This is a genomic window from Cupriavidus necator N-1, assembly GCF_000219215.1.
Taxonomy (GTDB): domain Bacteria; phylum Pseudomonadota; class Gammaproteobacteria; order Burkholderiales; family Burkholderiaceae; genus Cupriavidus; species Cupriavidus necator.
The window spans coordinates 2,033,047-2,046,258 of the sequence record NC_015723.1; the positions used below are offsets into that span (position 1 = coordinate 2,033,047).

At 65.4% G+C, this 13,212-nt stretch carries 15 protein-coding genes; 8 read left to right on the forward strand and 7 right to left on the reverse strand.

What is annotated here, in order from left to right; genetic code table 11:
- Positions 1–107 precede the first annotated feature (107 nt).
- The 4 genes from CNE_RS27275 to CNE_RS27290 all read left to right on the forward strand — a co-directional run bounded on the left by CNE_RS27275 (position 108) and on the right by CNE_RS27290 (position 2,327).
- Positions 108–1,016, forward strand: a complete 909-nt coding sequence (locus CNE_RS27275; RefSeq protein ID WP_041228689.1) for a LysR family transcriptional regulator — start codon at positions 108–110, stop codon at positions 1,014–1,016.
- 425 nt (positions 1,017–1,441) lie between these two features.
- Positions 1,442–1,666 carry a hypothetical protein gene (locus CNE_RS27280; protein ID WP_013953524.1) on the forward strand — a complete coding sequence of 75 codons (225 nt, stop codon included), beginning with the start codon at positions 1,442–1,444 and terminating at the stop codon, positions 1,664–1,666.
- A gap of 98 nt (positions 1,667–1,764) precedes the next feature.
- The gene (infA, locus tag CNE_RS27285; RefSeq protein WP_008646230.1) at positions 1,765–1,986 is read left to right on the forward strand and encodes a translation initiation factor IF-1; all 222 of its coding nucleotides are present in this window, start codon (positions 1,765–1,767) and stop codon (positions 1,984–1,986) included.
- Positions 1,987–2,072: 86 nt separating this feature from the next.
- The gene (locus CNE_RS27290; protein WP_013953525.1) at positions 2,073–2,327 is read left to right on the forward strand and encodes a hypothetical protein; all 255 of its coding nucleotides are present in this window, start codon (positions 2,073–2,075) and stop codon (positions 2,325–2,327) included.
- 29 nt (positions 2,328–2,356) lie between these two features.
- Here the strand turns inward: CNE_RS27290 and CNE_RS27295 are convergent, their stop codons facing one another.
- The 4 genes from CNE_RS27295 to CNE_RS27310 form a co-directional block, all read right to left on the reverse strand.
- Entirely contained in the window at positions 2,357–2,731 is a 375-nt protein-coding gene (locus tag CNE_RS27295; protein ID WP_013953526.1) for a hypothetical protein, read from the reverse strand.
- A gap of 93 nt (positions 2,732–2,824) precedes the next feature.
- Positions 2,825–3,151, reverse strand: coding sequence for a hypothetical protein (locus CNE_RS27300; protein WP_041228690.1), 327 nt, complete (start codon positions 3,149–3,151; stop codon positions 2,825–2,827).
- Between the two features lie 142 nt (positions 3,152–3,293).
- Positions 3,294–3,596 carry a hypothetical protein gene (locus tag CNE_RS27305; protein WP_013953528.1) on the reverse strand — a complete coding sequence of 101 codons (303 nt, stop codon included), beginning with the start codon at positions 3,594–3,596 and terminating at the stop codon, positions 3,294–3,296.
- 177 nt (positions 3,597–3,773) lie between these two features.
- Positions 3,774–3,977 (reverse strand): cold-shock protein, encoded by a 204-nt coding sequence (locus CNE_RS27310; protein WP_010812830.1) that lies wholly within the window; start codon positions 3,975–3,977, stop codon positions 3,774–3,776.
- A gap of 325 nt (positions 3,978–4,302) precedes the next feature.
- On the opposite strand from CNE_RS27310, the gene CNE_RS27315 reads away from it, so the two are divergent.
- On the forward strand, positions 4,303–4,530 hold the full coding sequence (locus tag CNE_RS27315) for a hypothetical protein (RefSeq protein WP_018308943.1): 228 nt from the start codon (positions 4,303–4,305) through the stop codon (positions 4,528–4,530).
- Between the two features lie 84 nt (positions 4,531–4,614).
- On the opposite strand, the gene CNE_RS27320 is transcribed toward CNE_RS27315, so the two are convergent.
- Positions 4,615–6,852 carry an NADP-dependent isocitrate dehydrogenase gene (locus CNE_RS27320; protein WP_041228691.1) on the reverse strand — a complete coding sequence of 746 codons (2,238 nt, stop codon included), beginning with the start codon at positions 6,850–6,852 and terminating at the stop codon, positions 4,615–4,617.
- Between the two features lie 338 nt (positions 6,853–7,190).
- Between CNE_RS27320 and CNE_RS27325 the strand changes: the two genes are divergently transcribed.
- Positions 7,191–8,552, forward strand: a complete 1,362-nt coding sequence (locus CNE_RS27325) for an esterase-like activity of phytase family protein (protein WP_013953532.1) — start codon at positions 7,191–7,193, stop codon at positions 8,550–8,552.
- Positions 8,553–8,622: 70 nt separating this feature from the next.
- On the opposite strand, the gene CNE_RS27330 is transcribed toward CNE_RS27325, so the two are convergent.
- Positions 8,623–10,164, reverse strand: a complete 1,542-nt coding sequence (locus CNE_RS27330) for a methyl-accepting chemotaxis protein (RefSeq protein WP_013953533.1) — start codon at positions 10,162–10,164, stop codon at positions 8,623–8,625.
- Between the two features lie 280 nt (positions 10,165–10,444).
- Here CNE_RS27330 and CNE_RS27335 point away from each other — a divergent pair, with 280 nt between their 5' ends.
- On the forward strand, positions 10,445–10,873 hold the full coding sequence (locus tag CNE_RS27335) for a phasin family protein (protein WP_013953534.1): 429 nt from the start codon (positions 10,445–10,447) through the stop codon (positions 10,871–10,873).
- Positions 10,874–11,118: 245 nt separating this feature from the next.
- Here CNE_RS27335 and CNE_RS27340 read toward each other — a convergent pair whose 3' ends face one another.
- Positions 11,119–12,048 carry a LysR family transcriptional regulator gene (locus CNE_RS27340; RefSeq protein WP_041228923.1) on the reverse strand — a complete coding sequence of 310 codons (930 nt, stop codon included), beginning with the start codon at positions 12,046–12,048 and terminating at the stop codon, positions 11,119–11,121.
- Between the two features lie 187 nt (positions 12,049–12,235).
- Between CNE_RS27340 and CNE_RS27345 the strand changes: the two genes are divergently transcribed.
- Positions 12,236–13,210, forward strand: coding sequence for a tripartite tricarboxylate transporter substrate-binding protein (locus CNE_RS27345; protein WP_013953537.1), 975 nt, complete (start codon positions 12,236–12,238; stop codon positions 13,208–13,210).
- Positions 13,211–13,212 lie beyond the last annotated feature (2 nt).

Genomic DNA, 13,212 nt, shown 5'->3' on the forward strand with positions numbered 1-13,212 from the left:
GTCCCAAGCCGACCGTGTGGGCAAAGCATAGGTCTTGGCAGATCGCACCGGTAGGACGGAAAATCTGCCCTCAGCGTCCTACTGGCAGGACGACAGGAGCCGCCCGCTTGCATCCCGACCTGAATGACCTGTATTACTTCGCGCAGGTAGTCGACCACCAGGGCTTTGCGCCCGCCGGGCGCGTGCTCGGCATACCCAAGTCCAAGCTGAGCCGGCGCGTGGCCATGCTGGAAGAGCGCCTCGGCGTGCGCCTGATCCAGCGCTCGACGCGGCGCTTCTCCGTGACAGAACTGGGACAGACGTACTACACCCACTGCAAGGCCATGCTGGTGGAGGCCGAAGCGGCCGAGAGCGCGATCGTGCAAACCCGCGCCGAACCCAGCGGCCTGGTGCGCATGAGCTGCCCGGTGGCGCTGCTGCACGCGCGCGTGGGCGACATGATTGCGGATTTCATGGCGGCGAACCCCAAGGTCATCGTGCACCTGGAAGCCACCAACCGGCGCGTGGACGTGGTGGCAGAGGGGATCGACCTGGCCATCCGCGTGCGCGTGCCGCCACTGGAAGACAGCGACCTGGTGATGCGCGTGCTGGCCGAGCGCGCCTGGTGCTTCGTGGCCAGCCCGGCGCTGCTGGCCGGCCATGGGCCGCTGCTGGCGCCCGCGGACCTCAACGCGCTGCCAACGCTGGACCTGGGCCCGCCGCGCCCCTCGCACACCTGGTCGCTGTATGGCCCCGATGGCGCCAGCGCCGACCTGCACCACAAGCCCCGGCTGGTCACCGACGACATGATCATGCTGCGCACCGCGGCCGTGGCCGGTGCCGGCATCGTGCAGCTGCCGGTCATGATGATGACCGACGAGCTGCGCGATGGCCGGCTGGTGAAGGTCCTGCCGGACTGGTCGGTCAGGGGCGGCGTGATCCACGCCGTGTTCCCGTCACGGCGCGGGCTGCTGCCTTCGGTGCGTGAACTGATCGACTTCCTGTCGCAGCGCTTCGCGCAGATCAGCGAACACTGAGCACTACAAGGCGGCCGCACCAGGGGCACTGCCCGTCACGCGGGCAGGATTGGCCCGGAAGTGGTATCATTCGGCATTCTATGCACGGATCGGCAACGCCCGACATCCGTGCGCCAGCCGCAAGACAATCTCACAAAAGCATTCAGCGGCGGCATATCGGGCGTACACCCGATGCGTCTTTGGGCCGAACGGCCCACCACCCTTATCCGACCGGCGGCATGTCCGCTCCGCAACGATCGCCCCTGTACCCGGCGCATCGGCTTGCGCAGGCATGGTCCACTTCACGCCAGATTCAACGCCCGTGCTGCCGCGCGGGCCCGACGCTGGCACACAGCAACGGCGAACGGCCGCCACCGCGCGACGCTCAGCATCGGCAATCCGATGCATTGCGCCACTTGCGGCCGCGCCCATGAACAGGCATCACATTGAATCGAATCAACCCTACCCCTTACACCGTTTCCGTCTATCCCATCCAGCAGGAACCCGGCCTCTGGTTCGCGACCTACATGATTGCGGAATACCGCAATGGCGCCGAACGCATCGTCGCCAACGTGGCAATGCGCCACGACACGCACCGCTCTGAAGCCCGCGCGAGGCAGTCAGCCCGCCGTGCCGGCGAACGCGCCGCGGCACGCCTGCGCCAGCAGTAAGCCAGGCATAGCAAGCCCCATCCCATCGGCCAGTTGGTGTCCAGTTGGCCGTCACAACAGCTCGCGCACAAGCGGCGCGGCTACAGCAAGGAGCCTCCTTGGCAAAAGAAGAACTGGTCGAATTTGGCGGCAAGGTGTCGGAAGTCCTGCCCGACAACCGTTTCCGCGTGATCCTGGAAAACGGCTTCGAAGTCTGGGCGTACTCGTCCGGACGGCTGAAGAAGAACCGCATCCGCGTGCTGGCGGGCGACCGCGTCACGCTGGAGATGTCGCCCTACGACCTCACCAAGGGACGCATCAACTACCGGCACAAGTCGTAAAGCCAGCGTCCCCTCGCCATGGCATGCGCCGCGCCGGCGCGTGCCGTCCCGCTAACGATTCATCCCTCAATCAAGGAGAACCGATCATGTCCGTCATCGAAGAATGGGAAGCCGTGCACCTGACGCCCGAAGGCTGGCAGGCAGGCAGTTACCGGCATGCACCGTGGCAGGCGGTTGAAGTCGCACCGCCCGCGTCAGGCGTGCTGACCGTCAGGCGCCATGTGACGGCCACCTATTGCGGGCCGTCGCGCGCGGTGGAAGACCGTACTCCCGAGATCGCCGACATGGCGCTGATCGAGGCGCTGCTGGAGCGCCACGGCGACCCAGTATTCCAGATCTGACTGACCGGGCTTGACGATTGCGTGCGGCCTCAGCCAAGCACGCGCACATGCGGCCGGGCCGTCCTGAGCCCCGCGCCGACCGGCCTCAGCTCGCCGTCCCATGGTGAGGCGGCGAGGTCCAGAACCGAATCGCCCTCGCGTGCCTTGTCGTGCAACTGGTCGCGCACCACCTGGCCGATGGCCAGGCGGCACAGCGCCTCGCCGCTGGCGGCAAGCTGACCCTGCAGGGCCCCTTGCTCGGCCAGCACGCCGAACGACCGCCGCCCCACACCCACGAAGCTGGTGAACAGCACCCCAGTGGGACGCTCCGCATCGATAAAGCAGACTGCTACGTGATAGGTGATGCCTTTGCCCTCACCGGGCAACGTGCACAGAAAACCAGATGATCCCGAACGCATGTCCATGAACGGACTCCTTGCAGTCTGACGGATAGCGCCGCGCCTGTTTCCCCGCTCCGCAAACGGCCTGTATCAGGCCGCTGCGGAACCGGATAATACCTAGATCGACGTCACGGATTCGCCAGCGACCAGGCCATTGATGATATCTTCGCCGAACTGCAGCGCACCGCGGCGCGCCGAGCCGATGTTCTCCCAACGCGATTCACCCATGGGGTACACGCGCGCATGGTCGCTGCCAGGGCGATAGCCCTCGCGGCAAATCACGATCGACGCGAGGAAGCTGTTGTCGGGCTTGATGCGCGGCCAGGCCTGCTCAGGCCGATGGCGATAAACCAGGGGATACAGATCGAAACCCTTGTAGCTGGCAAAGGGCGTACTGCCGGGAACAGTGTTGCCGGGACTGCGGCTGGGACTGCTGTCGCTCACGACATCTCCATGCGGCATCGTGCCGCGCTGATAGGAAGGATTGCTGAACTCATGTGGATCACGCGCACGACATGAGCTATGGCCCTGCGCGGGCGTCAGTGGTAAAGAATGCACCACGGCGCCAGGGCCCGTCGTCGGACCTTCAGGACGCCATCGGCGCGCCGGCCGTTGTTACCGATACCCCCGGCACCGCGCCATTGATGATGGCCTCGGCATAGCGCAACGCACCGCGTCGCGCGCCACCGACGTTATCCCACGGTGCGGCGTCCAGGCGGAACGTGCGCGCCTGCATGCCTTCGGGCGACTCGCCTTCCAGGCAGATCACCACGGCAGCATCGAAGGAACGGTCGGGCCGCGGCTCGGGCCATATGCGCTCGGCGGCGTGCTTGTACACCAGGGGATAGAGGTCGTATCCCTTGTAAGTTGCAGCCGGATAGATATCCATGGCAGCCTCCGCCGTTTGGTGATCCTGCCCCCACTCTACGCTTGTTGCCGCGCCAGCAGTGGCTTTATTTCACCTTGCGGGGAATAGCGGCAACGGAAATAAAAAAGCTCCGCGTTGGCGGAGCTTTTTTCATTGGACTGGCGCCTCGGCGCTCAGCTCAACTCAGGTCGGTGCGATTCAGATCGGCTCGATCTTGGTCGCGGCCGGGCCCTTTTGGCCGACGCCAGCGACGTAACGCACCTTCTGGCCTTCTTGCAGCGACTTGAAGCCGTTGCCCTGGATTTCGGAGAAGTGCGCGAACAGGTCGTTGCCGCCTGCATCAGGCGTAATGAAGCCAAAACCCTTCGAATCGTTAAACCACTTGACGGTACCGGTTTCCATGTTGGATTCCTCAATAAGTTTTTTCTCACCGGCAAAAGCGCCGGCAAGGCATGACGATCAAGGAAGACACAAGGAGAAAAAGTGGCGCCGTGTGGGCAAGCACCTGGACTTCTAGGTTGCTGCTTGAAAGATCCTGCACTCAACCTTATACAGGCCCCACTCAGGCATGTCAATGAACTTCGCCGGATCGGGTCCAAATCACATGGAAAGTGCCGGGTTGAGGGTCTCGCCGGGCGAAATCCCGTGTGCGCCGCATGTGCACGTCCACTTCCGGCCCCGAAGGCGCCGGCATGCTACAGTGGCCGATCGAACGGAACAGACACGGATGACACTCTGCACTGCCTGCCAGGCCATTGAACGCCACGTGCGCGGCGCCCCCGGGCACGCGGCACTGCGCATCACCGACACCCGACGCATAAAGCCCGCCGGTTCCGCCGCCATCACCATCAGCAGCTTCGTCTGCCAGGACTGCGGCGCGCTCTGGACGTACCGTGACCAGAAGAGCGGTCCGGAACAGGGGTGGGACATCCATATGGAAGCGCAGCAGCCATAGCGCCATCTGCGGCGCAAAAAGAAAAACCCCGGGCCAGGGCCCGGGGTTGCGACACCTGCCGGCCCGCCAGGCGGGCCAGTCCGGTCAGGCCGTCACGGTCGACAGCGCGGCGTTCAGCGTCTGGCTCGGGCGCATTGCGGCGCTGAGCTTGTCGGCTTCCGGCATGTAATAGCCGCCGATATCCACCGGCTTGCCCTGCACGGCGCCCAGTTCGCCAACGATCTTCTGCTCGTTGTCGGTCAGCGTCTTGGCCAGCGGCGCAAACTTGGTGGCCAGTTCCGCGTCGTCCGACTGGACGGCGAGTTCCTGCGCCCAGTACATCGCCAGGTAGAACTGGCTGCCGCGGTTGTCCAGCTGGCCGGTCTTGGGCGACGGGCTCTTGTTGTTGTCCAGCAGCTTGCCGGTAGCAGCATCCAGCGTCTTGGCCAGGATCTTGGCGCGCGCGTTGCCGGTCTTGATGCCCACGTCTTCCAGCGACACCGCCAGCGCCAGGAACTCGCCCAGCGAATCCCAGCGCAGGTGATTCTCTTCCACCAGCTGCTTGACGTGCTTCGGTGCCGAACCGCCGGCGCCGGTTTCATACATGCCGCCGCCGGCCATCAGCGGGACGATCGACAGCATCTTGGCGCTGGTGCCCAGTTCCATGATCGGGAACAGGTCGGTCAGGTAGTCGCGCAGGATGTTGCCAGTCACCGAGATGGTGTCCAGGCCGCGGATCACGCGCTCCAGCGTGTAGCGCATGGCGCGCACCTGCGACATGATCTGGATGTCCAGGCCGGTGGTGTCGTAGCCCTTCAGGTAGGCCTCGACCTTCTTGATCAGCTCGGCCTCGTGCGGACGGTACGGGTCCAGCCAGAACACGGCCGGCATGCCCGAGTTGCGCGCGCGCGTGACGGCCAGCTTGACCCAGTCGCGGATCGGCGCATCCTTGACTTGGCACATGCGCCAGATGTCGCCCTGCTCAACGTCCTGCGTCAGCAGCACTTCACCGGTGGCCAGGTCGACGATGTTGGCGACGCCGTCTTCGGCGATCTCGAAGGTCTTGTCGTGCGAGCCGTATTCTTCGGCCTTCTGCGCCATCAGGCCCACGTTGGGCACAGTGCCCATGGTGGTCGGGTCGAAGTTGCCGTTGGTCTTGCAGAAGTTGATGATCTCCTGGTAGATGCGGGCAAAGGTGCTTTCCGGGATCACGGCCTTGGTGTCCTTCGGACGGCCGTCGGCACCCCACATCTTGCCGCCGATGCGGATCATGGCCGGCATCGAGGCATCGACGATCACGTCGTTGGGCGCGTGCAGGTTGGAGATGCCCTTGGCCGAATCCACCATGGCCAGTTCCGGGCGATGCTCGTGGCAGGCGTGCAGGTCGCGGATGATCTCTTCGCGCTTGGAGCTGGGCAGCGCCTCGATCTTCTCGTACAGGTTGACCAGGCCGTTGTTGACGTTCACGCCCAGTTCATCGAACAGCGCGCCGTGCTTGGCAAAGGCTTCCTTGTAGAAGATCTTGACGGCGTGGCCGAACACGATCGGGTGCGACACCTTCATCATGGTCGCCTTGACGTGCAGCGACAGCATCACGCCGGTCTTGCGCGCGTCTTCGAACTGCTCTTCATAGAAGTCGCACAGCGCCTTCTTGCTCATGAACATGCTGTCGATGATCTCGCCATCCAGCAGCGAGACCTTGGGCTTGAGCACGATGGTCTTGCCGCTCTTGGTGACCAGTTCCATCTTGACGTCACGCGCCTTGTCCAGGGTCATGGACTTTTCGCCGTGGTAGAAGTCACCATGCTTCATGTGCGCCACGTGCGTGCGCGAAGCCATGCTCCACTCGCCCATGCTGTGCGGGTGCTTGCGCGCGAAGTTCTTGACCGCTGCCGGTGCGCGGCGGTCGGAGTTGCCCTCGCGCAGGACCGGGTTCACGGCGCTGCCCAGGCACTTGGAGTAGCGCTTCTGGATGGCCTTTTCTTCGTCGGTCTTCGGGTCTTCCGGATAGTCCGGCACCTTGTAGCCCTTGCCCTGCAGTTCACGGATGGCGCTCACCAGCTGGTGCACCGAGGCGCTGATGTTGGGCAGCTTGATGATGTTGGTGTCCGGCAGCTGCGTCAGCTTGCCCAGCTCGGCCAGGTTGTCCGGCACGCGCTGTGCTTCGGTCAGGAATTCGGGGAATTCGCCCAGGATACGGCCGGCCACCGAGATATCGCTGGTGGTCACGTTGATGCCGGCCGGCTTGGTGAAGGTCTGGATGATCGGGAGGAACGCACTGGTCGCCAGCAGCGGAGCTTCGTCGGTCAGCGTGTAGATGATGGTGGGTTGCTGGTTACTCATTGCTTCTCTCAGATCCTCGAACGGGTGGTGGGACATCCGCCTGCTGGGTCACAGCCGGCGGCAAACTAGGCGAAAAATAGAATTTTGCCTCAGTTTGCTTTCAGGGGCCTGAAATCCCACTGCTTTTTGCGCGGCTATCGGCAAAAATCCGGACGCCGGTGCCGCATTGGGCCGCCCGCGCAGCATGATTGTTCGCAGATTGCACCGGCACGGTGCCCGCATGGCGCCTACGCTGCGGCGCAACATGACCGGGCCGTGCGCCCCGCGGATCACAGTCCTGTCAAACTTGGCGTCGACAATGCAGGGTTTTGTCCTCTTCAACGCCAAGGAAAACCACAATGTCTCGTCATTTGCTGCTGGCCCAGGCGGCCATCGCACTGGGCTGCCTGGGGGTGGCGCAGGCCTGGGCGCAGGCCCCTGCTGCCTACCCCGCCACGCTGGCCGGCCACGCGGTGCTGCCGGCCCAGACCCTGCTTGCCGTGCCGAAGGACGCGCCCGCTGACCTGCAGGTCAGCGGCAAGTTCACCACCGCGCAGCGTGTGGACACGCCGGGCACGGTCGAAGGCAAGTCCAATGGCCGCCCCACCGGCGTGTCGCTGCCGTTCCGCGGCCAGCCGGCACAGGGGCATTCCGGCATCAAGCGCATGGCCGACGGCAGTTTCTGGGTGCTGACCGACAACGGCGCCGGCGCCAAGGCCAACTCGCCGGACTTCATGCTGTACCTGAACCACTACAAGGTGGACTTTGGCAGCGGCCGCCTGCAGCGCCTGAAGACCATCTTCCTGCACGACCCCGACAAGAAGGTGCCGTTCCGCATCGTCCACGAGGGCACCAGGCAGCGCTACCTGACGGGGTCGGATTTCGATACGGAGAGCTTCCAGTTCGCCGGCGGCGCGCTGTGGATCGGCGATGAATTCGGCCCGTTCCTGATCAAGGCTGACCTGGACGGCAAGGTACTGGCCGTGTTCGACACCATGGTCGACGGCAAGGTGGTGCGCTCGCCCGACCATCCCGCCGTCACCGCGCCCGGCGCGCCGGACGGCAGCGTGAAGTTCCAGGTGCGGCGCTCCAAGGGTTTCGAGGGCATGGCGTCCTCGCCCGACGGCAGCAAGCTGTACGCGCTGCTGGAAGGCGCGCTGTGGGACGAGGCCGCCAAGGGTTACGAGAACGAAGGCGGCAAGCCCTACCTGCGCGTGCTGGAGTTTGATGTCAGGCAGCAGGCCTGGACCGGCCGCCACTGGAAATACGTGCTGGAAGGCGCCAGCCATGCCATCGGCGACTTCAACATGATCGATGCCACCACCGGCCTTATCATCGAGCGCGACAACGGCGAAGGCACGCCGGACAAGGCCTGCCCGGCCGGGCAGAAGCGCCCGGACTGCTTTGACGACGTGGCCAAGTTCAAGCGCGTGTACAAGGTCGAACTGAGCGATGCCAACGCCGGCGGGCCGCTGCGCAAGATCGGCTATATCGACCTGCTGCGCATTGCCGATCCGGGCAAGCTTGCGCGCAAGCCGTTGACGGATGGCGTGCTGGCGTTCCCGTTTTTCACCATCGAGAACGTCGACGTGGTCGACGCCACGCATATCGTGGTGGGCAACGACAACAACCTGCCCTTCAGCAGCAGCCGCGAGCCGAACCAGGCGGATGACAATGAGCTGGTGTTGCTGGAGGTGGCGGATTTCTTGAAGGCGCGGTGAGCGTCTGCTGTGATGGGGGATTCTCCCCTCTCCCGCTTGCGGGAGAGGGGAGAAAACAAACAGGGTGCGCTTACGCCGCCAGCCTGAACGTCGACACTGCCTCTTTCAGCCGCTGTGCCTGCTCCTCCAGCGAGCCCGCTGCAGCGGCGGCCTCTTCCACCAGCGCCGCGTTCTGCTGCGTCACGGTATCCATTTGCGTCACCGCCTGGTTGACCTGCTCGATCCCCGCGCTCTGCTCGGCAGAGGCCGCGCTGATCTCGCCCATGATGTCGGTCACGCGCTTGACCGCGGCAACGATCTCCACCATGGTCTGGCCGGCCTGCGTCACCTGCATCGAACCCTTCTCGACGCGATCGACCGAATCCCCGATCAGCGCCTTGATTTCCTTGGCGGCAGAGGCGCTGCGCTGCGCGAGCGTGCGCACCTCGCCCGCGACCACGGCGAAGCCGCGGCCCTGTTCGCCGGCACGCGCCGCTTCCACCGCGGCATTGAGCGCCAGGATATTGGTCTGGAAAGCGATGCCTTCAATCACGGCGATGATGTCGACCACCTTCCTCGACGCGCCGTTGATCTCTTCCATGGTCTCGGCAACCTTGCCCGCCGCGTCGCCGCCCTTCTCGGCGATGTCCGAGGCATTGACCGCCAGCGTGCTGGCCTGTCGCGCGTTGTCCGCGTTCTGGCGCACGATGCTGGTCAGCTCTTCCATGCTGGCCGCGGTCTGCTGCAGCGACGAGGCCTGTTCTTCCGTGCGCTGCGACAGGTCGGTGTTGCCGGCCGCGATCTGGCTGGTGCCGGACACGATCGACTCCGTGCCCGCGCGCACCTGGCGCACGATGCGCAGGATATTGGCGTTCATGTCCGCCAGCGCCTGCAGCAGCTGTCCGGTTTCATCGCGGCTGTCGACGTCGATGCGGCTGGTCAGGTCGCCCGACGCCACGGTGCGCGCCACCGCCACGGCGCGATGCAGCGGCCGCGTGATGCCCGCCGTCAGCCATACCGAGAACGCGATGCCGATCGCCAGCACCACCACGCCCAGCCCGATCAGGCTATTGCGGGCGTTGACGTAGATGCCGTTGATATCGCGCGCGGTGGCGTCGATGCTGGCGCGCTGGATGTCGAGCAGCTTCTGGATCTCGCCCAGGTAGGCGTCGCCGGCGGGAACGAAGTCTTTCTCCAGCACCTGGTTGGCCTCTTCGGTCAGCCCCTCTTGCTTGAGTTTGGTGATCTTGTCGCGGCCGTTGTTGTACGGGTCGCGCACACTCAGGATCTTCTGGAATGCGGCCTTCTCCTCGGCCGAGCTGAGCATCGGCTGGAGCTTGTCGCGCAGCGCGGCGATGCCTTCGATCGACGCCTTGGTCTCGGCCGCGAAGAATGCCCCGAGCGACGGGTCGGCACTGCGCGCCACCGCCGTGGTGCGGCGCACGCTGGTGTGCATGAGGCGGTACCAGTCGCTGACCAGCCGCTCCTTGGTCAGCGGCTGCTGCATCATTGCGTGCGTGCGCTCAGCCACCTGTTGCAGGCGCATCATGCCGAATACCGTCATGAGCGCAGAAAGCAGCAATACCACCCCAAAGCCGATGCCGAGGCGGACCCCGATGCCTAGATTCTTCATGTCTTCTACCTGATTAGCACTGGTTACGGCGAAGTGCCGGTCCGCGCCTGGGACCGGCGCGGCGTTCTTCGCTCTCATCGTCCGCGGACGGGCCCGGTCGGGCCGACGCACTTGCGGGCTATGGATGCCAACGGCATGGGGTCCGGAATCTTTAGGGTCTTCCTCGATTGACGGCCAGAAGTGTGCGGATACCGGCTATAGTGGACAGGAATCCGGCCGAAGGGAGCATGCCAACCCCGCCGCCGGCCACCCTGCCAGTCCTTCCAGAAGGAGACCCAGCATGGCCACGCCTCCCAATCCCTTTGCAGACTTCACCAAGATGATGGAACAGTTCCGCCTGCCGGGCGTGGACATGAGCGCGGTAATCGAAGCGCGCCGCAAGGACATCGAGGCCCTGACCGAGGCCAACAAGCTGGCCTATGAGGGTATCCAGGCCGTCGTGCAGAAGCAGCAGGAGATCTTCGCCCAGACCATGCAGCAGCTGCAGGCGGCCGCTCAGCAGTACAGCACCGCGGGCAATCCTGCCGAGGCCATGGCCAAGCACAGTGAATTCGTGCAGCAGCAGCTGCACCAGGCATTGGAGAACATGCGCGCGCTGGCCGAAACCGCGCAGAAGGCGCAGGCCGAGGCGCTTGCGGTGATCAGCAAGCGCGCCGAGCAGAATGTGAAGGAGGCTGGCGAGTTGCTCAAGCCGAAAACCAAAGGCTAGCGCAGACCACCGCTAGCGCTGCTCGGGCGGGCTGGGGCAATCGCCCCGGCAAAGCGGGCGTGCGCCTCGAGGTCCGCCGGCCGATGCTTCACCCTGGTACTGGCCGGGTCGTTGCCGAGGTAGTTGCTTCCTGTGTGGAGGAACGATTGGGGACCTACGCTATCGTAGCCGCAAGCCGTGCCACCGCCGCGGCAGGCGACGACCCTGGCACTACCGCCGCGGGTCCCGGCTCCCTGAAGGCGGCCTCACCGCACCCATCCCCGCTCCATCAACGGCACATCCCACGGCGGCTCGCCCTGCAGGCTTTCCGCCAGGTAGTCCACCAGCACCCGCACCTTCAGCGCCTGCCGCTGCGTGGCCGGATACACGGCGGCGAACTCGAACGATGACAGCGAATAGTCGTGCAGCACCGGCACCAGCCGGCCGGCCAGCAGGTCTTCGCTGGCGACCAGCGTGGGCAGGCAGACCACGGCGGCGCCGCTGACGGCGTAGTCACGCAACAGGTGGACGGAGTTGGTGCGCATGCGCGGGGCCAGGTCGATCTCGACCGATTCGGCATCGCGCGAGAAGGTCCACTTGTTGCGGGTCGGGTAGGCGGAATACAGCGCCACCTTGCTGCAGATCAGGTCCGCCGGCCGCTCCGGCTTGCCCCAGCGTTCGATGAACGCCGGGGCCACGCAGAAGATGCGGCGCAGCGTGAACAAGCGCCGCGCGATCAGCGAATCGTTCTGGGGCGCAAAGATCTGGAAGGCCACGTCGAAGCCTTCTTCGATCGGGTCGATGACGCGGTCGTTGACGACGATGTCCAGCTCGATATCCGGATACTGCTGGCTGAAGCCGGCCAGGATGTCGGCGAAGTGCCGGATGGCAAACCCGGGCAGCACCTGGATGCGCAGGCGCCCGGCCGGGGTGGCGCGCAGGTCGCGCATCTGGTCGGTCAGGTCGGTCAGGTTGGCGACCACGTCGGCGCATTGACGATAGTAGGTCTCGCCCACTTCCGACAGGCGCACGTGCCGCGTGCTGCGATGGAACAGCGGCGCGTTGATGTACTTCTCGAGCTGCTGCACGCGGTGGCTGACCACGGAATTGGTCACGCCGAGCTGGCGCGCGGCCTCGGCAAAGCTAAGCGTGTCCGCGACCCTGACAAAGGCTTCGATACTTAGAAAACGGTCCATGGCAAACCCGGCGGCGAAGGGATCGATGTTGACACGCGGCAGTGCTACCATCTGGCGCTCGCCGGGCCGATGAGAGCGCCCGGCAACTTGCCGCGCTTGGTTGCACAACGTTGACGCGCGGCGCCATTCCAGCCGCGATCAGAAGGCAGTTCGACGGCAATCATAGCGAACGAGGGGCAGATCCGTCATGCAGATCCGTGCATTGCATCGCCGCCGGCTGGTGCTGGGCGGCGCCGCGGCCGTGCTGCTGGCCGGCCGCGCCGGCGCACAGGCGCGCAGCAACGGCTCGCTGGTGCTGGTCGTGCCGTTTGCGCCAGGCGGCGTGGTCGACAAGACCGCGCGCGAAGTCCATGCGGGCCTCGGACGGCGGCTCGGCCAGAACGTGGTGATCGAGAACCACGACGGCGCCGGCGGCACCATCGGCACCAGCATCGTGGCGCGCAGCAAGGCCGATGGCCACACCATCGGCCTGGTCTATGACTCGTATGCAACCGAGCCGCTGGCCTACCCGAACCTGCCTTACCGCGCCGGGCGCGATCTCACCGGCGTGTCTTACATGGTGCGCGCGCCGATGGCGCTGGTGGTGCCGGCCGCGTCGCCGTGGCGCACGCTGCAGGACTATGTACGGGCGTGCCGGCAGTCGCGCGAGGTGTCTTATGCCTCCGTGGGTGTCGGCAGTTCCAACCACCTGACCGCCGAATGGTTCCACCAGGCCGCCGGCACCCATGGCCTGCACGTGCCGTTCCGCGGCGGCGCCCCGGCACTGAAAGACCTGCTGGGCGGCCATGTCGACTCGATGTTTGCCAGCCTGCCGCTGCTGCTGGCGCAACTGCAGGCCGGCAAGCTGCGGGCGCTGGCGGTCAGCGCTTCTGCGCGCAATCCGCATCTGCCGACGGTGCCCACGCTGGCCGACACCTGGCCGGGCCTGGTCAGCTACTCCTGGGTCGGCATGATCGCGCCGGCCGGTACGCCGGCCGCGCAACTCGACCGCCGGGCCGCCGCAGTCAGCCAGACGCTGCGCGAAACGGCCGTAACGCAGCGCCTTTACGACAATGGCTTCGAAGTCGTGGCCAGCGGACGTGAAGCGATGAATGCGCTAGTCGCTTCCGAAGCGGCGCGCTGGGCGGAGCTGGCGCGGCAACGCACGCTGGCGCTGGGCTAGCG